At 38.0% G+C, this 24316-nt stretch carries 19 protein-coding genes; 8 read left to right on the forward strand and 11 right to left on the reverse strand.

Annotated features, from left to right (window positions below):
* Nucleotides 1-698 precede the first annotated feature (698 nt).
* From H4J73_RS16150 to H4J73_RS16160, 3 genes are read right to left on the reverse strand one after another with little or no spacing between them, the layout of a single operon-like run.
* Entirely contained in the window at nt 699-1049 is a 351-nt protein-coding gene (locus tag H4J73_RS16150) for a DP-EP family protein (RefSeq protein WP_182223582.1), read from the reverse strand.
* Between the two features lie 2 nt (nt 1050-1051).
* Nucleotides 1052-4348: a winged helix-turn-helix domain-containing protein gene (locus H4J73_RS16155; protein ID WP_182223583.1), complete on the reverse strand. Its 3297-nt coding sequence runs from the start codon at nt 4346-4348 to the stop codon at nt 1052-1054.
* Entirely contained in the window at nt 4348-4665 is a 318-nt protein-coding gene (locus tag H4J73_RS16160; protein WP_182177427.1) for a hypothetical protein, read from the reverse strand. Before H4J73_RS16160 ends, H4J73_RS16155 begins: the two co-directional genes overlap by 1 nt.
* 231 nt (nt 4666-4896) lie before the next feature.
* Here H4J73_RS16160 and H4J73_RS16165 point away from each other — a divergent pair, with 231 nt between their 5' ends.
* The 6 genes from H4J73_RS16165 to H4J73_RS16190 all read left to right on the forward strand — a co-directional run bounded on the left by H4J73_RS16165 (nt 4897) and on the right by H4J73_RS16190 (nt 11075).
* Nucleotides 4897-5865 carry a class 1 fructose-bisphosphatase gene (locus tag H4J73_RS16165; protein WP_182177428.1) on the forward strand — a complete coding sequence of 323 codons (969 nt, stop codon included), beginning with the start codon at nt 4897-4899 and terminating at the stop codon, nt 5863-5865.
* Nucleotides 5866-5999: 134 nt separating this feature from the next.
* Nucleotides 6000-7208 (forward strand): chromate efflux transporter, encoded by a 1209-nt coding sequence (gene chrA, locus H4J73_RS16170; RefSeq protein ID WP_182177430.1) that lies wholly within the window; start codon nt 6000-6002, stop codon nt 7206-7208.
* Between the two features lie 105 nt (nt 7209-7313).
* Nucleotides 7314-8234, forward strand: a complete 921-nt coding sequence (locus H4J73_RS16175) for a manganese-dependent inorganic pyrophosphatase (RefSeq protein WP_182177432.1) — start codon at nt 7314-7316, stop codon at nt 8232-8234.
* Between the two features lie 19 nt (nt 8235-8253).
* Nucleotides 8254-8793 (forward strand): GNAT family N-acetyltransferase, encoded by a 540-nt coding sequence (locus tag H4J73_RS16180; protein WP_182177434.1) that lies wholly within the window; start codon nt 8254-8256, stop codon nt 8791-8793.
* Between the two features lie 151 nt (nt 8794-8944).
* Nucleotides 8945-9874 (forward strand): ABC transporter ATP-binding protein, encoded by a 930-nt coding sequence (locus H4J73_RS16185; RefSeq protein WP_182223584.1) that lies wholly within the window; start codon nt 8945-8947, stop codon nt 9872-9874.
* The gene (locus tag H4J73_RS16190) at nt 9867-11075 is read left to right on the forward strand and encodes an ABC transporter permease (protein WP_182223585.1); all 1209 of its coding nucleotides are present in this window, start codon (nt 9867-9869) and stop codon (nt 11073-11075) included. The genes H4J73_RS16185 and H4J73_RS16190 overlap by 8 nt, the downstream gene beginning before the upstream one ends.
* Nucleotides 11076-11154: 79 nt before the next feature.
* Here H4J73_RS16190 and fadA read toward each other — a convergent pair whose 3' ends face one another.
* The 7 genes from fadA to H4J73_RS16225 form a co-directional block, all read right to left on the reverse strand.
* Complete coding sequence (gene fadA, locus H4J73_RS16195) at nt 11155-12318, reverse strand: acetyl-CoA C-acyltransferase FadA (protein ID WP_182177440.1); 1164 nt, start codon at nt 12316-12318, stop codon at nt 11155-11157.
* Between the two features lie 15 nt (nt 12319-12333).
* The gene (gene fadB, locus H4J73_RS16200; RefSeq protein ID WP_182177442.1) at nt 12334-14502 is read right to left on the reverse strand and encodes a fatty acid oxidation complex subunit alpha FadB; all 2169 of its coding nucleotides are present in this window, start codon (nt 14500-14502) and stop codon (nt 12334-12336) included.
* Nucleotides 14503-14891: 389 nt separating this feature from the next.
* Nucleotides 14892-16127: an ABC transporter permease gene (locus H4J73_RS16205; RefSeq protein ID WP_182177444.1), complete on the reverse strand. Its 1236-nt coding sequence runs from the start codon at nt 16125-16127 to the stop codon at nt 14892-14894.
* Complete coding sequence (locus H4J73_RS16210; RefSeq protein ID WP_182177446.1) at nt 16127-17338, reverse strand: efflux RND transporter periplasmic adaptor subunit; 1212 nt, start codon at nt 17336-17338, stop codon at nt 16127-16129. The genes H4J73_RS16205 and H4J73_RS16210 overlap by 1 nt, the downstream gene beginning before the upstream one ends.
* Nucleotides 17335-18492: an HlyD family efflux transporter periplasmic adaptor subunit gene (locus H4J73_RS16215; protein ID WP_182177448.1), complete on the reverse strand. Its 1158-nt coding sequence runs from the start codon at nt 18490-18492 to the stop codon at nt 17335-17337. The genes H4J73_RS16210 and H4J73_RS16215 overlap by 4 nt, the downstream gene beginning before the upstream one ends.
* Complete coding sequence (locus H4J73_RS16220; RefSeq protein WP_182177450.1) at nt 18485-19456, reverse strand: HlyD family efflux transporter periplasmic adaptor subunit; 972 nt, start codon at nt 19454-19456, stop codon at nt 18485-18487. Before H4J73_RS16220 ends, H4J73_RS16215 begins: the two co-directional genes overlap by 8 nt.
* Entirely contained in the window at nt 19441-20124 is a 684-nt protein-coding gene (locus H4J73_RS16225; RefSeq protein ID WP_182177452.1) for an ABC transporter ATP-binding protein, read from the reverse strand. The genes H4J73_RS16220 and H4J73_RS16225 overlap by 16 nt, the downstream gene beginning before the upstream one ends.
* Nucleotides 20125-20513: 389 nt before the next feature.
* Here H4J73_RS16225 and H4J73_RS16230 point away from each other — a divergent pair, with 389 nt between their 5' ends.
* Complete coding sequence (locus H4J73_RS16230; RefSeq protein WP_182177454.1) at nt 20514-20747, forward strand: hypothetical protein; 234 nt, start codon at nt 20514-20516, stop codon at nt 20745-20747.
* Nucleotides 20748-20859: 112 nt separating this feature from the next.
* Here the strand turns inward: H4J73_RS16230 and H4J73_RS16235 are convergent, their stop codons facing one another.
* Nucleotides 20860-23082 (reverse strand): EAL domain-containing protein, encoded by a 2223-nt coding sequence (locus H4J73_RS16235; RefSeq protein ID WP_182177456.1) that lies wholly within the window; start codon nt 23080-23082, stop codon nt 20860-20862.
* Nucleotides 23083-23348: 266 nt separating this feature from the next.
* Between H4J73_RS16235 and H4J73_RS16240 the strand changes: the two genes are divergently transcribed.
* Nucleotides 23349-24260: a TIGR03899 family protein gene (locus tag H4J73_RS16240; RefSeq protein WP_182177458.1), complete on the forward strand. Its 912-nt coding sequence runs from the start codon at nt 23349-23351 to the stop codon at nt 24258-24260.
* Nucleotides 24261-24316 lie beyond the last annotated feature (56 nt).

Consider the following 24316-nt stretch of genomic DNA (forward strand, 5'->3'; position numbering starts at 1 on the left):
ACCTTCTGATTTTCAGGCTATTGATTTTATTGTGTTTATTTTATTTTATTTGTAGAGGTGTTGGCTATCTAAAGATTTAATTTTCAAGTATTAAGGTTAAGTGCCAAAATTAATGTCTCTTATTGGTCAACAAAGAAAGCGCAATAAACAAGCATTCAAACACCAGCGAAAAGCAGCGTAATGAGTGGAAGTTAAAGTTCATAGAACCCGTTGAAGAGTTTTTAAATTGTGTAGATTCTTAAGACGAAAGTAGCCACTAACAAAGAGTGTGTTAGCAACATCTTTAATAAAAGCTATTTAAGTAAAAATATAATTAAATTAACAAGACACTCATGACAAGAAGTAACCCAAAAAATAGTTTTGCGATGTATGACTATGGGTGTCTTTCTAATTGTTCTAATAGATGTGTGGCAGAATAAATCATTAAAAAAAACGCTGGCACTGGACGATCAGCGTTTGGATTTTGTAAACTAGAAATAGGTATCAACAGCGTGGCTGGCGCATCACAAAAAATGACCGACGAACACACCGTGATACACAATGGTAATGCGGGTATCCGTCAAACAAATTAAACTGGCTCGTTTCTGAGTCATCTAGCCTCCAAAAATCGATTGTTACCAATCGCTTAACTAAAAGCTAGTCCAATTCACTATATATTTAAATTACATTGGGTGACTCTGAAAACTCATAAACGGATCTTAGTCTGGTTTATTTACAATTCTGGGGTCTGGACTAGCGTAAGTATTTCCGTATGTATCTTGTACCACAAGTTGTACCGCAATCTCTTCTTTATCTAGATCGGTATCACTTAGTGTCAGAATTTGTTTATCTTCAGATAAATTTGCAGTAATGTCGCGAGGTGCATCTATAGGTACATAGGCAACTAGAGGTGCTGCAAATGACAACCCTGTACTGTCTGAGTCACTTAATGTAAAAACTACATCTGTTGATTCAGTAATATTAATCTTGCCGTCTGGCAAATAACTAAACGAAGCAATTCCATTCGTTATATTGACGGTAACAGTGATATTTTTGCTTGCTTTACTCATTTTCAATTTTCCTTATTTTGGGTTGAAGGTTTGGTTATTCTGAAATCGCTCACTTTTATTCTCATTTCTTCTAAATATGCTAATTCTGTCTTGACTTTATTTCGTTCCCCAATGCAGTCATGCGCTTGAATATAAGGTAATAAATATTCAACACTGCGACTTTTTTTTACTAAGGGGTCTAGAAGTTCAATGACTTGTTTGCATGTTTTAGACAGATCAAACATATTATTGTCATTAATAAGATGAGAGGCCTCTAGTAGTTTTAAATGTGAAAAGGCTAAAGTCTCTCTAGCATCGCTTATATTCGATGGATTTTTAAATTCTAAGTTTTGTAGGGAGTGTTGAATTAAATTAGAACTTGCCTTCCAGTTACCAACAGTTTGATAGTATTTGATAACTGCTACAAGGGTATTTGGATCTTGAATTTTTCTAATGTTTTTTGGACTCATTTTGGTTAAAAATTCATCATTTTCAGGTATTCCTATTTTCTTAGAAAATAATAATTTTGATAATTTTATTTTGAGTAAATCCTTATTCCATACTTCATTTCCTGGATCCTGCATCAATACTTTTTGTAAGGTTTTAAATGCTTTAGATATGTAAATATATGCTTGTGAATAAGCATTTTGATAATCTAAAAGTATAGCTTGCCTCCAATGTAAATAAGCTAAACGTTCTAACAGGTTTGCATTATTCCCTTCTAATGCTAGAGCCTCTTGTATTATCCCTTGACCTTCTTCTAGCAACAAAAGTGTTGCCTCTAAGTTACCTCTATGTTGCTCAGTGGTCGCTAGCCATAATAGAGCATCGACTTTGTCTGAATGCATTACACTATCATTGGGATATTTTATTAGGAGTTGGTTTGTTTTACTCAATGATGATTGGAATGCTGTTTTAGCTACATCATAGCGTTGTTGTCTTAAATAGAGTGTCCCTATTACGCTTAATGCATTATATAACTCAATCTTTCCATCCATATTTTCTGGCTCTAACCGATTCATTTCCATACTGTAATCACGGTACAACTCAAACGACGGCTGAGCACTATCAAAATCACTTTTGTCATACGCCAACTGCCCCAACCAAAATGCATTGGCACCTAAAGTCTTTAATAACTCTAAATTATCATCCTGTTCTATATACAGCTTATCTAGTATGATTTTCGCAGAACTAAAAGCCTGCACCGCCTCATCAGTTTTAGCTCGAGAATACGCCACCTCCCCCATAGCCCCTAAAGTTTGCGCATGTTGAAACCTTGCTTTAAAGTTAAGTGAGCTGTTAGACAATGAAAACAAACCACTATCGTCGTAATCGTCCTCTTGCTGACTAAAATACTCCAAGGCCTTATTACTAATGCCATCGAGCAAATCCATACGTTTAACACTGCGCAATTTGTCCGCAAATTCACCAACCATAAAACCCAATAGACTTTCGGCTTCTAAACGCTTTTGCAGTGCTAGGCCCTCAGCTTGTTGGCTTTTTACGCTCATAAATATAGCGGTAAAGGTTAATAAACATAATAAGGTGATGGTTGAGCGAGTTAACCAGCGTTTAGTTTTAACTTTTTGTTGTGAGGCTTTTAGCAGATCCAGTTCATCGGCATCTAAAGTAAAAACTGGCATATTTTGCAGGCTAAGAGCTTCTTCTAAGGGTTTTCCTTGTGGTAATAAGTAAGCCGAACTTTTGTCTTCCTTAAGCCAACGTTCAGTTAATTGCTGCAAGCGAATTTTAATCGTAAGACTGTCTTTGTGAGCAGAGATCCATTCACTGGCCCTGGGCCAACGTCTTAATAATGCTTCGTGCGCTAAACTAAAACAAGGTTCGTTATTTTGCAGGTGAGACACAAATAAACGGCTATTAACCATTGCTTGGACAAAAGAGGTTTCACTGGTCTGGGATAATTCTGACCAACGCGCCGTGCGACTCGTAATCGTTTCGCCGTCTGGGCTTAATGTAACAAGGCGTGATAACACTGCGGCTAATTGTGATTGATGCTCGGCGGGTAATTGTTGATAAATTTCCTCCGCTTTTTTACCAATTGCCCCTTCAATGCCCCCTAGCGTTTTATATACTGACACCTGCAATTCATCGGATTCACTACGCTGCAAATATAATTCTTGTAAGGTATATTGCAACATGGGCAAGGTGTCTGGGTTATTGGACGCTTCAGCACATAACATTTGGTCAAGGGGGGTCGCTGAATCGGCATCGACTGACCATGTTAAGTTAGCGGCTTTCGCTGGTAATCTGATCATTTGCATCAGTTCAGCGTGGGTCGGGGCAAGTAAGTCAAAATGTCCACCGTTCCCTTTATTTGCCATTAGGCTGGGGTGATTCACCACCAAAGGATAAAAATCGTTTCGACAAGCGCTGATGACAATAATGGCACCGCTGGTGGCGAGTTTTTCAATTAATATTAAAAAAGCAACTCGTTCATCATCACTAAAAACAGGTGACGACAACAGCACTTCAAGCCGGTCGATAAATAATAAAAACTGCGATTTGCTATAACGTTGCTGTGTTTTTTTAAGTGCTTGAATACATTGTTCAATTGAAGTATTGCTGTCTTTTTGCAGCTGTTGGGCCAAGTTTTCGGCACTCATACCTGCAAATACTGGCTGGTCGTTTACGTCCCAGTCGAGCATGGCAGAGGCTAAATCTATGAACAGTCGTTCAAGGCTGATGTCGGCAAAATCAATACTGGTGTGTGATATCACGCCAATACCGTTATACCCATTTTTGCTGGTTAACGCTGGCAATAAACCGGCATTCACAAAAGATGATTTGCCTGTGCCACTGGGGCCTAATATTAAGCAAAAAGTATGTTGGGCACTGATTTGGTTTGATAGTCGTTCTAAAAGGGTTGAAATCTGAGTGTTACGGCCAAAAAATACTTGAGCGTCTTTGCCTTCAAAGGCCACTAGACCCGGAAACGGTGAGGCTCCCTGCCAGTTTTTTTGTTCCGCTTTTAGCTCGTCATCAAGGGGGAAATCTAGCTTGGCAATAATGTGATAACCGCGTTTGCGGATGGTCTCAATATAAGTCGGTGTACTGGCTTTATCACCTAGAGCTTTACGCAATTGGGTAATGGCTTTGTGTACTGGGTTGTCGCCAATATCCATCCCCCAACATTGGGTCGCGATATTATCAGCACTTAATACTTGCCCTTGCTGCGCGCATAAAAGTAGTAATACATCCATTGCCTTGGGCTCAAGCTGTTTAATAAGCTCGCCACGGCGCAAAGTATTGGTACTTGGATTAACTTGCCAATCTCCGAGAAAAAAAAGTGAAGTGTCCATCAACACACACCATTCCTCTCGTTATAACGAACATCCATCGGGTCTGTATCAGCTCGGGAATAAGTATTGATCTGACGAAAAAAAATTTTCTCGCCCCATTTTTCAAAGCGAACTAATCGTTTATCTCCCCGTTGGCCTCGGTCAAGTCCAATATTCTGAGCACCAAGCCCTTGTGAAAAAGCACTTTGGAATAAAAAGTCTTGCTGATAATCTTTCGCTTTGACAAAGTCACTATGACTTTGAGTGCCTGCGCTAAGCGCGGCTATTGAAAACGTACTACAGATAAATATTAAAAAGACACGAAGTGTGAATTTCATCGTTTTTTCCTATTTTATTTTTAGTTCTATAAATATTTATTCAAGTCATTCCATTATTTTTGTTATCATTGGCACAAAGGTAAAGGTTGAACGATTTCATCGCTACCTTCCATAATAAAATAATAAATTAAAAATGCAGCTGCTATTATTTGCTATGTAACGGCACTAAGTAGCCAACAATTTTATGACTCAATATATCAGAGTCTTACTCTAAATCAATTAGGTAACCCGATGCAACGACTAGCACCAGCTTTACGCCAAGATAATGTTCCACTCGATTTAATTTCGCTGATTAAAACAATTTTAGCGGCAACTAAAGAAATTTCATTTCGTGTTAGCCAAGGCCATTTAAGTGACTTAATGGGGTCAACGTTGGATGAAAACATTCAAGGTGAAGTTCAAAAAGAATTAGATGTTGTTGCAAATGAACTACTAAAAGATATTTTACTGGAGTCTGGTTTTGTTAAAGCGATCTCTTCTGAAGAGGAAGATACCTCAGTTGCTGGTGAAAAAGACGGGAAATACCTTGTTTCTTTCGACCCACTTGATGGTAGCTCTAATATTGAGATTAACTCATTAATTGGGACTATTTTCTCTATCCATGAAGCGCCAAGCGATATGGATGCTAGTGATCCGGATATGTTTAAGCAAGCAGGTAATAAGCAGATTTGTGCCGGCTATGTATTGTATGGTCCATCAACGATGTTGGTAATGACAACAGGCAGCGGAACTCACTTTTACGTGCTAGATCGCACCCACGGTGGTTTCTTATTAGTTGAACGTAATGTTCAAGTGCCTACCGACACACAAGAGTTTGCCGTTAACATGTCTAATCAACGCTTTTGGCAAGCACCAATGCAGAATTACATTAGTGACTTACTCGCTGGCGATACCGGCCCGCGAGGAAAAAACTTCAACATGCGCTGGATTGCAGCAATGGTAGGCGACATTCATCGCGTATTAACACGCGGTGGGCTTTTTACTTATCCACAAGACAGTAAAAACCCGAAACAACCTCACAAGCTGCGATTAATGTATGAAGCCAACCCAATGAGTTTTCTCATTGAACAAGCCGGCGGACTAGCAATGACCAGCGAAGGCCGCATTATGGATATGCAGCCAAACAGCATACATCAGCGTGTCGAAGTTATTATGGGTTCTAAAAACGAAGTAGAAGCGTGTTTAGCTTATTACAAGTAACTAACACTTTTCGTTTACCAATATAAAAAAAAGCTCAATTCATTGAGCTTTTTTTTATTATTAAATTTAATATCCCCTTCATATTTTTACGATACAATAACTAATATAACTGGCTTGCTTTTAACGAAATTTTTATGAAAAAAACATTTGAAGTATTTTGGCGTTTTTTAGTCTTAGGTTGTATCAGTTTTGGTGGACCTGCTGCGCATATTGGCTACTTTCAAAAAATATTTGTTGAGAAGCTTAAATGGTTAGATCAAACAAGCTTTGCAAACTTGATCTCGTTAAGTCAGTTTTTACCCGGTCCTGGCTCTAGCCAATTAGGTTTTGCTATTGGCCTAAGACAAGCTGGACTATTAGGCGGTATTGCCGCATTTTTGGGCTTTACACTCCCCTCATTTACACTGCTTTATTTACTTGCTATAAATATTACTGGTGCTGAACAACCCTGGGTTGGTCACGTAATTCATGGCTTAAAATTATTAGCGGTTGTTGTTGTTGCTGATGCTTGTTTTACGATGTTTAAAAGCTTTTGTAATAATTACACGCATAAGTTAATTGCGACTATAACAGCGATTGCTTTAATTGCTTTACCGAGTTTAACGACGCAAATCTTCATACTTATCATCGCCGCAGGCTTTGGTTTTTTCGTCAATCAGTCATTAACATCGGTTAGCTCTGAAGTTGCTAAACCTGCAGTACTCACCTCAAGACAGTTTAAAATACTGCCATTGACTTTGTTCTTCGTCATTCTTTTTGCTTTACCATTATCAATCTATGCTGGGGTGACTAAAGCCCCCTCTGAACTTATTATATTATTTAATCAGTTCTACCAAGCAGGCAGTATGGTCTTTGGTGGCGGGCACGTGGTATTACCGTTATTGCAGCAAACAATTGGGGAAGCGTTATCTAACGATGTTTTTCTTAGCGGTTATGCGGCTGCACAAGCAGTGCCTGGTCCGATGTTTACCCTCGCGACTTTTCTAGGTGCTGAGCTTTTTACACAAAATCCATTATTAGGTGCTGCAGTCGCCACTTTAGCTGTTTTCTTACCCGGATTTTTATTACTGTTAACCTTTGAGAACTCTTGGCATTCCTTAGCAAAAAAACCGAGAATAGCCAGTGCAGTGATGGCCGTAAACGCCGCGGTCGTTGGGTTGTTATTTTCTGCACTTTATCATCCTATTTTTAGTAGTGCTGTTAGCTCAGTGGTAGAATTTAGTTGTGTACTATTGGGATTTTATTTACTAAGAATAATCAAACTCCCTATTATTGTTTTAGTACTCACCTTTGTTGGTTTAGGTTTATTACTCGCTCAGTTAGCCCATTTGAATATAATTTAGTGCCTTAATGTAAGCTTTAACTTTTCACTCGCGGTGTTTATTTGCTAAAATATTGTCAATTTAAAACATTGCCTCAATATAACACGCTAAAACGAGAATTTTTTTATGCCTAATTACGCTGTTGGACACAAAACTCCTGATTCAGACTCGATCTGTTCAGCCATTGCCCTTTCCTATTTAAAAACAACTCTAGGTGAAGAAACCCTACCAGCCCGTTTAGGTGAACTTTCACCAGAAACAATGTTTATTTTAGACAAGTTTGGCTTTGAGCAACCTGAATTAAAAACAAGTTTTGCTGGTGAAGGTATTTACATTGTTGATCATTCAGACCGTATTCAAGGACCTGATGATATCGATGAAGCAACAATATTAGGTATTATTGACCATCACAAATTAGGTGACATTACGACTTCTACACCTCTAGAAATTTGGGTTCGCCCTGTTGGTTGTACCAATACCATCATTAAAATGATGTACGATTTTTACGATGTAGAAATTCCAAAAGATATTGCTGGTGCAATGATGTGCGCTATTTTATCAGATACCGTTATTTTTAAATCACCCACCTGTACCACTGCTGATATCAAGTGTGTTGAAGCATTAGCTGAAATTGCTGGCATCAGCGACGCTAAAGCCTTAGGTATGGAAATGTTTGAAGTTAAATCAGCCGTATTAGGCACACCAGTACGCGACTTAGTTTTACGTGATTTTAAAGATTTTAATATGCATGGTAACTTAGTGGGTATTGGTCAATTAGAAGTACTCGACTTAGCAATTTTTGATGATATGAAGCTTGAACTGTTTGCTGACATTGCAAAATTAAAAGCCGAAGGTAAGCGCCATACTGTTTTATTATTACTTACTGATATCATGAAAGAAGGCTCTGAAATGTTAGTGATCAGCGACAATGCTGACTTAACTGAAAAAGCCTATGGCAAACCACTTGTTGACGGTAAAGTTTGGTTAGATGGTGTACTAAGCCGTAAAAAACAAGTGGTACCACCACTGCAAGACTCTTTAGTTTAACGATACCCCAGTCAATAAAATGAAAATTAATAACTCTGCTCGACTTAGCTACCAATTAATGACAATTGACGACGCAGAGTTATTGTATCAACTTGATCAAGACCCTGAAGTGATGCGTTTTATCAGCGATGGTAATCCATCTTCACGCGAGACTATTTATAACGTTTTAGTGCCTCGCATGCAAAAATACTTGAACTCAACAAAAGGTTGGGGAATATGGCAAGTTAATAGCACTGAAACCAATGAATACATTGGTTGGGTACTTGTTCGGCCAATGAATTTTTTCTCTACTTCACCTGAATTTGATAACCTAGAACTCGGCTGGCGATTTTTTCAAACTTCGTGGGGCAAAGGCTTTGCCAGTGAAGCGGCGCAACATATTAAAGATGTCTTAGCAGCCAAGTCTGAATACAAAAAATTTAGCGCGATTGCTGACGAAAATAATCTTGGTTCAATTGGTGTCATGAAGAATATAGGTATGTCTTACGTTAAAACATACAGACACATCGACCCATTATTTGAATTTGATGTCGCGTATTACCAGATAAAAAACGCATAAACTCAGCGTAAATCAACTCAGAACAATCAATAAAGATTTAAAATATCTTACGTTTTAAAAATAATTCTCTTTTCTTGTAATAAAATTGCTAATTATCATACTAAGTTCACAATGATTAATTTTTATAGTTTTAATTAAGGAAAGAAAAACCATGGAGCTAGTTGTAACTCACGTCCAAAAAAATTATGCCAATGTAGCCGCGATCAAGAACCTGTCATTTAACGTTAGCCAAGGTGAAATTTTTGCTTTGTTAGGGCCAAATGGTGCGGGTAAATCTTCCTTAGTACGCATGTTAACGGGTTTTACTCAACCTGATAGTGGCACAATAACATTAACCATGGACGGAAATAAATACTCATCTATTCCTTCTCATACCCTAGGATATTTACCTGAAAATAGAGGCTTATACCCTGAAAAATCTCTGATGAAGAATTTGATATATTTTGCACAACTTAATGGTGTTGATAAAAAGTCGGCAATAGAAGAAGCTGAATATTGGTTAGAGCGTTTTGACATATTAGAGCGCAAAGACGATCAACTGAAAACCTTATCTAAAGGCAACCAGCAAAAAGTCCAATTAATCACTGCCGTTATTCATAAGCCAAAATGGGTTATTTTAGATGAACCATTTTCCGGTTTAGACCCCGTCAATCAAGAAAAAGTTGTTATATTTTTGTCTGAACTAAGAGCCAAAGGAATGACTGTTATATTAAGCGCTCATCAAATGGCTATGGTGGAAAAATTGGCTGATCGGATGTTATTAATGAACTTAGGCGAAACAGTTTTATACGGCAGTTTACAAGAAATTCAGCAGAAAATTGATTCATCAACGCATTTAACCGCGCAATTTTCAGAAGAGCTTGATTCAAGTAAAGTATCAGAAATACTGGCTGATACCAAACACAGCTTAACTAACAACAAAACGCTTGAGCTGAGTTTAACGCCTTTACAGTCAATTAATGAGTTACTTCAACGCTTAACCTCCATAGGTGACCTTGAAGCTATGCATAGCAAAAAAATGGATTTACATCAGCTTTATCTAAATGCTATCGCTAATCACGGAGCTATAAACAATGATTAAAAAAAATAGTAAAAAGCAGCAAGTTTGGTTAGTAACGTCTTGGGAATTCATGCACTTTTTCAAATGGAAACAAGAAATAATATCAAAGTTAATCATTGTCGCCATTGGGTTAATAATTATGTTGTGGCAATATATAAAAGATGATCAACTTACTGTTTATAAAGTTGCTGTACCTGCAACGATGTCACAACTTCAAAATAGTGATAGCTTTGATTTTATTGCCAGTAACGCCCCTCTTAAACAATTAAAAAAACAATTAGCCCAAGAAGATAACTGGGACGCGGTATTATCAGAAACACCGTCTACAAACTCGGTTAAACAAATTACTCTTTACAGTAAAGACAAACAAAGTTGGCTCGGCGAGTTAAAACAAACGCTGAATCAACAATATACCGTACAATACGCTAGTAGTTTAGGTTTGGCGGAAGAACAGTTAAATGTTTTAAATCAATCCTCTATCTTTGAAAACAAGTACTTAGATGAGAGTATAAAGTCTGATAATAGCCCCGCGAAGGCAACGGCAATTGCTATGATTGTTATTTTGGCTATTGGTATTTTCACTTCTTTTGGTCAACTGTTTGTCAGTGTTACGGGTGAAAAACAACAACGCGTAACCGAGCAGTTATATGCTTGTATATCAGCGCAAACTTGGATCGACGGCAAAATTTTAGGTCAAATGTTACACTCAATTAAAGCCATGATCACAATAGTGATTACAGGCATGTTGGGCTATGCCTTTGTTACCGTAATTATTAAAGGCGGTATCATTGATTTTTCCATGATAGATTGGTCATTACTGCCCTGGTTAATACCATTTGCCTTAACCGGTGTTTACCTTTGTACTGCCTTTATGGCAGCAATTGCAGCAGCGATTGACGATCCGAACCATAGCGCAAAAACAAGTATAATGCTGTTACCCTTAGTACCGATGATTCTGGCATTCATCACAATGGATGGTCCTTCTGGTTGGGCTTTAACCTTTTTGAGTTTCTTCCCTTTAACTTCCTTTGTCGCTATGCCAGTAAAAATGTCGCTTATCGATGTTCCGCTTTGGCATTCATTATTATCGCTTAGTTTATTGGTGATTTTATGTTTTTGGGTAAGGACTGCTGCTGCAAGGTTATTTAAAATGGGCATGAGTATGTACGGTAAAGAGCCAAGTTTTAAAGATATGATGCGTTGGGTGGCAAAAGAAAAGTAGTACATTTTTACTTATAAAATAATAAAGCTCACCGAAGTGAGCTTTATTTACATTAATAATACGCGGTTAAATTTTACAATTAAACGCGTTCAATTACCGTTGCAATACCTTGACCTAAACCGATACACATAGTCGCTAAACCTATGCTGACATCTTGACCTTCCATTAGGTTCAATAAAGTACCTGTGATACGCGAGCCAGAACACCCTAATGGATGACCTAAGGCGATAGCGCCACCGTTTAAGTTAATCATATCTTCAGCTCGGTCTTCTAAGCCTAAAGACTTAACACACGATAAGGCTTGAGCCGCAAAGGCTTCATTAAATTCAGCTAATTCAATATCAGCTAAAGATAAACCGGCACGTTTTAATGCTTTTTTCGTGGCTGGAACAGGACCAAAGCCCATCGTAGACGGATCACAACCTGCAACCGCCATACCACGAATACGCGCACGAGGCGTTAAACCAAGCTCTTTTGCACGATCAGCTGACATTACTAACATTGCTGATGCACCATCAGACAACGCTGAAGAAGTACCGGCCGTTACTGTCCCGTTAACTGGGTCAAACACTGGACGTAAACCGGCAAGCGTTTCAATCGTTGTTTCAGGACGAATAACTTCATCATGTTCAACAAGCGTTAACGCGCCCATTGCATCGTGTCCTTGGGTGGCAACAATTTCATTGTCCCAACGACCAGCGAGCTGTGCTTCATAAGCTTTTCTGTGTGAACGTGCTGCAAAAGCGTCTTGTTGTTCACGAGTAATACCAAACTGCTTACCAAGTAACTCTGCGGTTAACCCCATGTTGCCAGCCGCACGAGAAATATACTTACTCAAGGCCGGATCAAAATCTACGTCGTACATCATAGGAACGTGTCCCATGTGCTCAACACCACCAACGATAAAGACATCACCTTGGCCACACATAATATTGGTTGTTGCATCATGCAAAGCTTGCATTGATGAACCACATAAACGGTTAACCGTTACCGCGCCAACAGTTTTTGGAATGTCAGTTAATAACTGTGCATTACGCGCAATGTTAAAACCTTGTTCTTTAGTTTGCTTAACGTTGCCCCAAATAATATCTTCAATTAATAAAGGGTCCAAATTAGGGTTACGCACTAATAATTGCTGCATTAAATGCGCTGATAAACCTTCAGCACGAACGTTACGAAAAACGCCAGCTTTAGAGCGTCCCATTGGTGTACGAATACAATCTACAATGACTACTTCTTTCATGTTCTTCTCCTTAGCTTATGCTGTTTTTACGTCGGTGTTGAAATAAGATTTACCTGATTTAGCCATTTCGCGTAATCCGTCAGTTACCTGATAAATTTCACCTAAATGCGCATACTTATCGGCCATAGCAATAAAGTTAGTTAAACCTAACGTTTCTAAATAACGAATTGCACCACCTCTAAACGGTGGGAAGCCAATACCGTAAATTAAGCCCATATCAGCTTCAGCGGCAGTATCAACAACACCTTCTTCTAAACAACGCACCACTTCATTGACCATAGGGATCATTAAGCGAGCAATAATGTCTTCACTACTGAATTCTTTTTTGTCTGCACAGGTACTTTCAAACAATGCGTAAGCATCAGCAGAAGCTACTTTTGTTGGACGGCCGCGCTTGTCTTGACCGTAATCATAAAAGCCTTTGCCATTTTTCTGACCAAGGCGCTTGTTACTATACAAAGTGCTTACTGGGTCATTATCGATTTTTGCCATACGCGTAGGAAAACCAGATGACATGACACCCGTACAGTGATCGGCGGTATCAACACCAACAACATCAAGTAAGTATGCTGGGCCCATTGGCCAACCAAATTGTTTTTCCATAATTTTATCAACAGCTGCAAAATCAACGCCTTCAAGCATTAATTGGCTAAAGCCAGCAAAATATGGGAATAAAACACGGTTGATATAAAAGCCAGGGCAGTCGTTAACAACAATCGGTGACTTACCCATTTTAGCGGCGTAAGCAACAACAGCTGCAACAGTTTCTTCAGAAGTTGCTTTACCACGAATAACTTCAACCAATGGCATTTTGTTTACCGGATTAAAGAAATGCATACCACAGAAGTTTTCTGGACGCTTTACACTTTGCGCTAACAAATCGATAGAAATTGTTGAGGTGTTAGAAGTTAAAATCGCATCCTCAGAAAGAAAACTTTCTACTTCAGCAAGTACCATACCTTTTACTTTAGGGTTTTCTACTACGGCTTCAACCACAATATCAACATCTTTAACACTATCGTAGCTAAGTGTTGGTGTGATGTTATTTAACACGCCAGCCATAGTCTTAACATTCATGCGACCACGTTCAACTTGCTTGGTTAAAATGCCAGCAGCGGTATTTAAACCTAAATCCAGTGCCGCATCATTAATGTCTTTCATGATGATTGGCGTACCTTTATAGGCAGACTGGTAAGCAATACCTCCGCCCATAATGCCAGCACCTAATACAGCGGCTTTATTCACTTGTTTAGTTGCCATTTTAGCGGCTTTCTTTGCTTTGCCTTTAACCACTTGGTCTGCCATAAACAAGCCAATTTGCGCGGTAGCAGCATCAGTTTTAGCAAGTTTAGCAAAGTTAGCATTTTCAATAAGCATCGCTTCTGTTCTACCGAGTAAAGCTGCAGCTTCGATAGTTTTTACCATCATCATTGGTGCAGGGTAATGTTTACCGGCTTTAGCGGCGATCATACCTTTACACGTATTGAAGGTCATAATTGATTCAACAGGGCTAAGTTTTAGCGCGTCGAGTTTCTGTTGACGTTTAGCTTGCCAATTTAACTTGCCTGCCATTGCTTCTTTAAGCATGCTAATAGCCGCTTCACGCAAATACTCAGGGGCAACAACAGCATCCAATAAACCGACAGCCATAGCTTGTTCTGGTTTAAAAGCTTTACCGGTAGACATCCATTCAACCGCGTTATCAGCGCCAATAATTCTGGGTAAGCGCACTGTGCCACCAAAACCAGGAATAAGACCTAATTTAACCTCAGGTAAACCTATTGAACATGTTGTATCAGCAATACGGTAGTCACAAGCTAAGCTCATTTCACAACCGCCACCTAAAGCAAAACCATTAAGCGCAACAACTGTTGGCAAATTAATGTCTTCAAATGAGTCAAAAACGTCTGAACCACCTTTGATCCAAGGAACAAGTTCCGCTTCTGGCAGTTTAAACATTGCTAAAAATTCAGTGATATCCGCACCAACAATAAAGTTAGACTTTCCAGACGTCACTAAAACGCCTTTCGCATCGCTACAATTATTAATCGCAGCAACCACTTCAATATATTCTTTAAAAGTTTCCTGATCGAACTTATTCACTGAGCCTTGTGCGTCAAATTTAAATTCAACAATGCCGTCATTCAGTAATTCGGCAGAAAGGTTTTGACCTTGAAATAACATGCCTAGTTTCCTCGTTTAGTGGGATAAAAATAGGGTCTGATACCGATTAAATAATAATTTAATGATCAGTTTTTATAATAATAGACGATTGAGTGTGCCTTGAAAGAAAAATAAATGCAAATTATTTAAACGGGCGTTTTAATTAGGTGTATTAATCTATCGTTTTTTAGCTAAATCACTAAAAAACAGCTTAGTCGAAAGCTCATTTATCGAGTCGACAGGTCAATAGACTAAGCAGTCATTAAAGATGTGATGGACCATTTAACGAAGTAAGAAATAGACTTGACCATTTGCTCAGTGCAAACCTACCGCGTTAACGTTCCTGTGAAAAAGATAACATTAATGTATTCAAAAGCGTTTACAAGACATGTAAACGCTTTTGAAAGCCGTTAGTCACTTTGTAAGGCGTCGATAGGGTCAAGTTTTGATGCTTTGATTGCAGGGTAAACACCGAAGGTTAACCCTACAAGTGCACAAATACTAAAAGACAAAATAATTGCACTCGTTGACCATGATACGGCCCATTCAGAATAAAGCGCGATAAGCTCTGAGAGCATGATCCCAAAAAACACCCCCAAGATGCCCCCCATAATTGAAATAGTAAAACTCTCGGCAATAAACTGTAAACGAATATCTTTTTGCGTGGCACCAACCGCTCGCAACAAACCAATTTCTTTGGTTCGTTCTAATACGGTAGCAAGCATAATATTCATAATACCGATGCCCCCCACTAATAAAGAGATACCGGCAACACAAGACATCACAATATTAAATATTTGTTGTGTCTGTTTTTGCTGAGCTAATAAAGCGGCGGGAATAACCAAGTTATAATCATCGACTTCATTATGGCGACGGTCAAGTAAATGACTCACCGCTTTCGCGGCGCTAATAGGATCAACACTGTCATCAAGTTTGAGTTTAATGCTAGTGACTTCACTTGCAAGTTTCTTACTGGCAAATTTATGTATCGCTGTTTTTAAGGGAATAAACACCTGACGTTGGTCGCCACCGAGTTTTATGCCCTGAAACTCCTGCTTCTTTAAAAAAGGCGCTTGTAATACTCCGACCACTTTAAACCAAAGGTGATTGATTTTAATATTTTGGCCAATAGCATTACCTTGTGGAAAAAGCTGCTTTGCTGTCGATGAACCAAGCAGTGCCACCTGAGAAAAGTTTTGATCGTCAGTTTCGTTGAGTAAACGCCCCTGTGCTAAATTGAATTTAGATAATGCAAAAAAGCTGGCACTTACTCCTGTTGCTTCACCATCACTTTTACCCTCTCCACTAAATATACTGTAAGTATCTATTAGTTTTTGCGCACTAAATGCCGTAACAAAGGGTAATGAACTCGCACTGATTTCACCATCTCTGATACTTAGCCCTGTGGAGTGCTTACGTTGTTCTTGTAACTCTTTCTCTTCAAAAACCTTCCCTTCTATGATCAAGTTATGCAGTCCCATTGAGTCGATCATTTTCATCGCTTCAGCTTCAGCTCCCTCACCAATATTAAGCATCGCGATAACTGCGCCAACGCCGAATATCATACCGAGTAACGTTAATAAAGTACGTAGCTTATGCTGGGCAAGCTCGGAAAAAGTATCGAGAAAAATCGCTAAATATTTCATTAACTATGCTCCTTATTGGTTAATGCTATTTTCTGACCTTCTTTAAGCCCTGATAAAATTTCAACATGACTTAAACTTGACTGCCCTAATGTAACGGGGGTAGAGATGTAATCGCCATTTTTATATAAATAAACAAAAGATTGTTTCGCTTCTACAAATACGCTCTGCAGTGGAATAACCATTTTCTTACTGGTGGCGATAATTTCAATATTGGCTTCTAACTTTCTTCCAGGAACAAATAGCTCAGTGTTTTGCTCTGTTAAAACAACAATAACTTCAAAATATTTTTGCGGATCGCCCCGCTTTATCGACGTAGGAAAAGGGGCAACTGTTTCAACAGTGCCTTTAAAGGGTTTATCCGTATAGGCGTTTAAAGTAATGCTTACCGGTTTATCTATCGCTAAGTTTATTGCTTCACTTTCTAAGACGAATAGCTTCACTTTCATGTTACTGATGTCAGGTAATTCAGCGATTTTTTGCCCTGGCCATAGTGATTGCCCTTCGCGAGGTTTTTCACCACGCCAATTGGCTTTATAAGCAAGTAACCCATCGTGGGGTGCTTTAACTTCTAGCTTTGCTAAACCTTCACTCAACTGCTTTAATTTACTCTTGCTTTGCGCTTGCTTCATTTCTAACAAGCCCATGTCTCCTGCTGAACTCGCGCTAAAACTATCATTTTTCCAATAAAGATATTCTTCTTTTGATCCCAAGTATTGGGTGTTTTGTAATGAATCAAGTATCTCTAATTTTGAACGTATTTGATCATCATTGATTGAGAAATTTTCAGCAAAACTTTTCTCTTGCCCCACCATACCAATATCTTTACTTATTGAGTCAAGTGCTTGGTTGAGCATACCTGTTTTTTCAATGATTTCTTGTTTAGTGATTGATAATTCGTTACGTCTATCTTTGCTTTGAATTTCCATGGCTTCGCCGTCAAAGCGTGCAATAACATCTCCTTTTTTAACACGTGAAAACTCTGGTGCTAGCCAAGAAATATTTTGCGGTCCTTGCCTGCTTATCGGTGCACTTATAACGGTTGCTTTTGCTGCAAACAACTCTCCTTTTGCAGGTACATTAACCACAAATTCTTGCTGAGTAACCTCATATAACAAAGGATCACTTTCTTGGCCTGAACAGCCTGTTATTGCAATAAACAGTAAACTGACAATTAATGTTTTTTTCAGTATTTTTTGTTGTGAATATCTCATAAAGTCACTATATCTCCTTGTGATAAGCCACTTTTAATGACCACTTTATCTCCCACAATATGGGCAATTTTAATCCTTTGAATATGATCAGATAAAAGACCAGGAATTAACACACTCCCTTGACCATTCTCTAACTTAACCGCTTGAGAAGACAAGGTTAACGCGTTATCGATCACTTCAGTAACCACCTCTATACGTGCGGTCATCCCAGGACGTATAACAATGTCTTCAGGTTGTTCAAAAGCAATGATTGCATCGAACACGCGGCGTTTATCTTGAGAAGACTTATCACGAAAAACACGACCTAATTCAACAATTTCTCCCTGTAGAACAATTTCTTGTGTACCATCAATCATGATTTTAACTTGTTGGTTCAGCTTGATTTTGCCACTATCAGGTTCAGCAATTTGTGCCTTTAATTGCATTTGTTCAATAACGGCAAGCTCAACAACCGGCTGACCAAATTGAATACTCTCGCCAACCGCTGGTTTTTCTCCTTGAAAGTTTGCTCGATAAATAACCATACCGTCAATAGGCGCTTTCACTTTCAAACGTTCTATATCACTTTTAAACTCATCAACTTCAGCCCTTAATCGATGTACCTTCCCTTTAGCTAACTTTAAATTTAGTGCCTTATTATTCTCATGAAATTTAAGTCTTTCTTTTGCAAGAAAAAAATCATTTTCAGCAATAGTGAAATCAATAATCGATTTTTTACGATCGTTATCAGAACGACTGTAATCGATAATATCAGCCTTGCGTTCTGCTTTTTCATAGTCCATTTGCTTTTCAGCGATACTGAGAATCAGCTCTTGTTCTGTCTCTGTTGCCTTAATTTCCTTATTTTCTAATTCCTGTTGAGCACGTGCTAAATCGGCTTGTTTATCAACCAACCTATCCATGACTTTTTTACTGTCAAAAGCAACAATCAATTCACCTTTTTTAATACGCGTATTCTCTTGTGCAAGCTTTTTAATTTGATACTGCCACATACCAGAAACAGATGGAGGGGCTATCATTGCGGTTTGCTTTGACTCTAATTCACCACTGGCGGTTACAATAAGCCTTACCTTTTCTAACTTCACTGTTTCGCTGGGTACTTTTTCACATGCACACAACAATACTAGCCATATAATGGGCAGATATTTATTCACTTGGGTCTACTCCTGTAAACTCTAATTGAGCGCTCATGCCTGGTAACAACGTTAAGGCTTCGTCAACGGTAAAAGAAAAAACAGCGCGATAATAAACATCGCTTCCCCATTCTTTACGTTCTTCGGGTTGGCTAGATATTTCGGTTAATGTTGCAGCAAGGTTATATTGTGGAAAGGCGTCAAGTTTGAAATCTACCACTGACTTTAATTGCAAATTTTTATAGTCAACCTCATGGACCCAAGCTTCAACGTACAAACCATTCACCGAAGGAATTTTGGCAATTTCCCACGAAGGTTGCGCTGTCATACCGACAAACACTTTCTCTCCGTACCATGGATGAGTACCATAAAGAACAGGACCAGTGCGCTCAGCATAACCACTCATTTGCTTGAGTTTATATTCATTGTATTGCAACTTATCTTGATGTTTTATGATGGTAATTTTTTGCTTAGTCACTGCAACCGTATTAGCTAGGTTGACTTGCTTTAAATTTTCAAGGGCTTTCGCATTAGCGACAACCGTTTTTTCGAACTCAAGTTGGTTTTTTTGGTATTCATACTGACTTAAATGCACAACAGAAATACTGGCATCGATACGTGCTTTATCAAGAAGCAGCGCGGTTCTTTTTTGCCCGTAAGTTGCTTCCAAAAGTGATTGTTCTGCCGTACTGGTAATTCGAAATAACTCTTCATTGGCAGCAATTAAACTCACTTTTTCTTGTTCTATTTGACTTTGGATTGAGCCACTATCAAATACAACAACTAAGTCGCCTTTTTTGGCAATGTCACCCTCAGGCAACAACCACTGCACTTGTACATTCCAACTATCTGTTTTAGGAGAATAAAATGTTTGATTGTCACTGGCTTTAATTTGACCTGATAATATTAAAGGGATTTGCGTTAAGGCTAAGGTACAGCAACTATAAAAAAGTGTAATGCTTGATATTATTAGTTTTTTATACATAATCGGTCCTCAATCACGTTACCATCTTTCATACGGATCATTCTGTCAGCATATGCCGCAATATCTTCTTCATGAGTTACCATCACAATAGTTTGTCCTTGAGCATGCAATTCACAAAGTAAACCCATGATTTCATAAGACGTTTTTGAATCTAGGTTACCTGTCGGTTCATCAGCAAAAATGACTTCAGGGCGATTGACTAAAGCTCGGGCAATAGCAACACGTTGGCGTTGCCCACCAGACATTTCGAAAGGTTTATGATGCCATCTTGAAGTTAAGCCCACTTTATCGAGCATTTCCATGCCGCGTTTTTTTGCATCCTCGGGATCTGCATTACTGTAACGTAAAGGTAAAATAACATTATCAAGTGCTGTTAATCGGGGTAATAAATGAAAGGTTTGGAAAATAAAGCCTATTTTTCGATTACGTATTTGCGACAAGCTTTCATCATCAATATTTTTTATCGACTCTCCCGACAATAAATATTCACCTGACGTGGGTGTATCGAGGCAACCCAAGATACTCATTAAGGTTGATTTACCTGAACCCGAGGTTCCCATTACCGCAACGAATTCATTATTTTCAATGGTTAATGAAACATTATTCAGTGCTATAACTTGTGTTTCACCTTCGCCATAAATTCGACTGATGTTATCAATCTTGATCACTATTACGCTCCATGAAAATTAATCCTTATTAATGCGATAACTTTTACCCAATAAATAAAGGTAAAATATCTAATACAACAATATATCGTTTTAAAATTTAATCACAAACGTCTGAATTGTAATAATTTATTTCAATAAAGACAAAATTTAGTAGCCAAAACTTTTAGAAAACATGTCAATGAAATATTAGAAAAATATCGAGTAGGTTAACCTTTTTTAAACATTCAATACGATAAGTTATAGATACAAAAAGTTAACTATATGTATATATCACGTTAAATAAAAAGCAGTACTAGGCTATTCTCAAAGATTGACCGGCTATTTTTTAGACAGTCTTTTATGTTTTTATATACACCTATACTCATTTTAATAATCTAATAAGGATACTTATGAGAATCAAAACTATAATTTTAGCGATAGCAATCACTGCATCAACAGCATTTACTGCATTAGCAGCTACACATCAGTCTGTATCAGGCTCTAGTATTTGGGGAGATACTTATGGTGAAGCTTATGGAGGAGCATACCAAAACCTTACATCACAGTATCCTGGCGTTCATGAAATTAACGTACGATGTCTTGATATGAAAGGTGCTTGGAAATGTTATGCAGCGGAGTTATAGACATTTAAATATATATGTTTTTACTGTATCGATTACAGTTGAAGGAGTAAACATAGAAAGCCAGGATAATATATCTTGGCTTTCTTTTAATGAAACAAAAGATTAGTTAACGTTAATTATTATTACGTAAAAACGTTAAAAATTCATCAGCAGGCATGGGTTTAGCGTAAAAGAAACCTTGTACTTCGTCACACCCTTGAGCAATTAAATGGGCTTGTTGTGCTTCTTCTTCAATACCTTCAGCAATAACTTTTAAGTTCATTTGCTTACCTAAGTTTATAATGGTGTCAGCAATTAATGATTGTCCTGGCTGTGCAATATCAGTAATAAATGATCGATCCACTTTTAAACGGTCAAGTGGTAGTTTTTGTAAGTAACTCATTGAAGAATACCCTGTACCGAAATCATCAAGAGCGATACTAATACCTTCTGCTTTTAATTTAACTAATGCGTCAATAACAACTTGAGGCTCGTCCATTAAAATATTTTCGGTTATTTCTAATTCAAGCTTACTCGGTTTAACATCATGTCTAATCGTTGCTTGAATAACACTGTCAACAAAGTTATCACGTTTAAATTGAGGAATAGAAACATTCACTGAAATACCTACATGGTCAAATTTCTGCTGCTCTAATACTTTAATTTGTTTACATGCTTGGTTAATAACCCAGTCACCAATCTCAACGATTAAACCTGAGTATTCTGCAAGAGGAATAAACACGGCAGGTGAAATAAATTTACCTTCAGCGGTGCGCCAGCGCAGTAATGCTTCAGCGCCAATAACCTTGCGTGCTATTAAACTCAGTTGAGGTTGATACCAAAGTTCCAAACGATTATCAGCAAAATCAGTACGTAATTGCCTGATCATACCTAAACGCCATAGGGTTTCATCTTCCATTTCTTTTTTATAATAAACAAAATTCACATTGTCGCTTTTTTTAGCTAAATTCAATGCGATGTTTATTTGATTAAGCACTTTTACCCCTTGTTCCCCTGCACTACTTTTTGAACATAAGCCAAAACATGCCGTAACCGGTAAACGCTGTTCACCCGCGGTAAATGAACGATAAAATAATGACATTAACCTATCAGGATTTACGCTATCAGCAGGGCCAATAACACCAAACACGTCAGCACCCATACGAGCAATTTGACAACCGTTGCCTAACTCTTTCATTCTTTCTGTTACCGCAAGGAGAAGTTTATTACCTAAATCTTGTCCCAAACCATCATTGATATCACTAAAGTGATTAATATCAATTAAGGCAGCAACAAGATCTGTCTCTTCTGATTGAATAAAGCGGTCAAGTAAATTAACAAACTCTAAACGATTCGGTAATTCAGTAAGCCAGTCACGATATGCGGCATTTCTCAACTTTTGAAATAAATGAACATTTTCATAGCCGATCGCTACATTGGCTAAAAACACTTCAATTAATTGTATTTGAATTTCTGTTAATTCTTGCTCAAGCTCAAGATAAATAACAGCACGGTATCCACCACTCGCTAAATACAATGCCGCATGGTCATGATTATAACCATGTTGCTTTTGGGTAAAACAACGGCTAATGCGGTCTTGTAATACGTTGCTATCGAAGCAAGATATTTTTTGATTTATTAATTCGGTGCTATGCCCCATTTGACCTAAAACATGTAAGCTTAAATCGTCAGAGCCTTCTATTATACCTTGCCCACGGGCACAAAAAACACTGCAATGGCTCTTACTCAACTTAATTAATTGCGACAATACACCTTCTGCATATTCATGAATACTATGGAGTTCAAGCAAGTCTGCAGTGGCACTAATAATTTTTTCTAAACCAAGGCGGTTTTGGTTTACTGAGTGAATTTGTTGGTATGAACGAATAGCAGCATATACTGTTGTGACTAATTTACGGCGAGTTAATTCTGTTTTAGTTTTATAGTCGTTGATATCATAATCTTTGATGACACTCTCTTCTGGTGCGTAACCTGGCTGACCCGTTCTAAGTACGATACGTATATCTTGGCGGCAGAGCGTTTCGCGAATATGTTTAACAACATTCAAGCCAGCATCATCAGTTTCCATGACAACGTCGAGTAATACCAAAACGATATCCTCGTGCTCTTCAATAAGCAGGCATGCATCGCGTCCAGAATAAGCGTGGATATACTCTATATTTTTACCTAAGACAACTAAATCGGAGAGTGCTAACTGAGTAACAGAGTGAATTTCGGGATCATCATCAACAATCAATACTTTCCACGTTTCAGCACTACCATCATTTAGAATTTCATCTTCATCACTATCATCAATAAATAAAAAGTCGTCATTATTATTTTCAGAAGCCTGCATATCGCCCTCAATTAACCAGTGAAACATAACTGATTAAGATTTTTTTAACATCAAATTTATTATGAACTATATTCCCAATAAACTACATAATAAGAGTCAGTTAAATAATATTCAACCTAGAATTACAATTATATTCATAATTTCAATTGCTTCCTTATTTTATGTTAAGTTTAGATTAATAAAGAGAAGATTGCTGATTTTAATTTTCCAGCGTATGCTTAGAAAAAATAGTAATAAAAATAATATATTAGTTACGGTAATTTTTTATGAAAGACATAAACGAACCCTCAACTGTACCCCTTGTTATTACTGACAAGCCTGTTAACAACGAAGTCATAAAAACAACATCTACCAGTAAAAATGGTGGCAATAAAAAAAATGCAGGGGTTTCCTCGCAAATGCAGCTTTTAGCATTAGCTAAGAACTTCGTACTTGATGGCGGGTTAGCTTCACTAGAAAAACAAATGCCCTTGGAAGAAAGAACTCAAAAAAGAGCACGAATTTCTGCATTACGAAAGCAAGAAAATCTTGAAGCAATTATTAAAAGGTCAATCAATTACTGTTCTGCGACAGAGTTCGCAAATAAAGCAGACGCGGATTGGTTTAGTACCTTCACTGAACTCGCTGAAGATGTTAGTAATACGACAATGCAAAACTTGTGGGCCAAAATCCTCGCGGGTGAAATATCACAACCCGGTTCGTTCTCAACTAAAACGCTTAAAATTTTTCGTGCGATGAGTATTACCGAGGCTAAATTGTTAGCAAAGGCTTGCAGTTTGGCAGTGACAGAGCCAGCGAAAAGAAATATTCGTATTATCTCAGGAGCCTATCAGACACCAAGCTTGTTCAACTTTTTTAGTAAAAACAGAGAGCAAAACATACCCTTTAGTCAGTTTTCATTAAGCTACGCTGACTTACTCATTTTGGCTGATAATCACCTCGTTTTTATACAAGAAACAGAGTCTAACCCCATGGATAAGTCAGAAGCGTTTACTTTTAATTTTAACGGTAGGCCATTAACACTTACGGCAAAAAAGTCTTCCTGTGTACTGAAGTTTTATAAATTTACCCCGGTTGGTAGCGAGCTGGCACGTCTGATCAGCGATAATGTTGATGATGCTTATTTACAGCATTTGAAAAGTGCAATAAGTGAGAGTTTTTCGGTTGTTGAAGGTTGATGTTTGCGGGTACCAGCCCCCAAATGCCCTCTTATTGAAAGACAATTTTCTGTTCC

Source organism: Colwellia sp. MB3u-41 (genome assembly GCF_014076845.1).
In the GTDB taxonomy this organism is placed as follows: Bacteria; Pseudomonadota; Gammaproteobacteria; order Enterobacterales; family Alteromonadaceae; genus Colwellia_A.

Excerpts from the sequence above, each read along its gene's own strand:
- H4J73_RS16150 (WP_182223582.1), bottom strand. The coding sequence starts at position 1,049 with ATGAGTAAAGCAAGCAAAAATATCACTGTTACCGTCAATATAACGAAT.
- H4J73_RS16155 (WP_182223583.1), bottom strand. The coding sequence starts at position 4,348 with ATGGACACTTCACTTTTTTTTCTCGGAGATTGGCAAGTTAATCCAAGT.
- H4J73_RS16160 (WP_182177427.1), bottom strand. The coding sequence starts at position 4,665 with ATGAAATTCACACTTCGTGTCTTTTTAATATTTATCTGTAGTACGTTT.
- H4J73_RS16165 (WP_182177428.1), top strand. The coding sequence starts at position 4,897 with ATGCAACGACTAGCACCAGCTTTACGCCAAGATAATGTTCCACTCGAT.
- chrA (WP_182177430.1), top strand. The coding sequence starts at position 6,000 with ATGAAAAAAACATTTGAAGTATTTTGGCGTTTTTTAGTCTTAGGTTGT.
- H4J73_RS16175 (WP_182177432.1), top strand. The coding sequence starts at position 7,314 with ATGCCTAATTACGCTGTTGGACACAAAACTCCTGATTCAGACTCGATC.
- H4J73_RS16180 (WP_182177434.1), top strand. The coding sequence starts at position 8,254 with ATGAAAATTAATAACTCTGCTCGACTTAGCTACCAATTAATGACAATT.
- H4J73_RS16185 (WP_182223584.1), top strand. The coding sequence starts at position 8,945 with ATGGAGCTAGTTGTAACTCACGTCCAAAAAAATTATGCCAATGTAGCC.
- H4J73_RS16190 (WP_182223585.1), top strand. The coding sequence starts at position 9,867 with ATGATTAAAAAAAATAGTAAAAAGCAGCAAGTTTGGTTAGTAACGTCT.
- fadA (WP_182177440.1), bottom strand. The coding sequence starts at position 12,318 with ATGAAAGAAGTAGTCATTGTAGATTGTATTCGTACACCAATGGGACGC.
- fadB (WP_182177442.1), bottom strand. The coding sequence starts at position 14,502 with ATGTTATTTCAAGGTCAAAACCTTTCTGCCGAATTACTGAATGACGGC.
- H4J73_RS16205 (WP_182177444.1), bottom strand. The coding sequence starts at position 16,127 with ATGAAATATTTAGCGATTTTTCTCGATACTTTTTCCGAGCTTGCCCAG.
- H4J73_RS16210 (WP_182177446.1), bottom strand. The coding sequence starts at position 17,338 with ATGAGATATTCACAACAAAAAATACTGAAAAAAACATTAATTGTCAGT.
- H4J73_RS16220 (WP_182177450.1), bottom strand. The coding sequence starts at position 19,456 with ATGTATAAAAAACTAATAATATCAAGCATTACACTTTTTTATAGTTGC.
- H4J73_RS16230 (WP_182177454.1), top strand. The coding sequence starts at position 20,514 with ATGAGAATCAAAACTATAATTTTAGCGATAGCAATCACTGCATCAACA.
- H4J73_RS16235 (WP_182177456.1), bottom strand. The coding sequence starts at position 23,082 with ATGCAGGCTTCTGAAAATAATAATGACGACTTTTTATTTATTGATGAT.
- H4J73_RS16240 (WP_182177458.1), top strand. The coding sequence starts at position 23,349 with ATGAAAGACATAAACGAACCCTCAACTGTACCCCTTGTTATTACTGAC.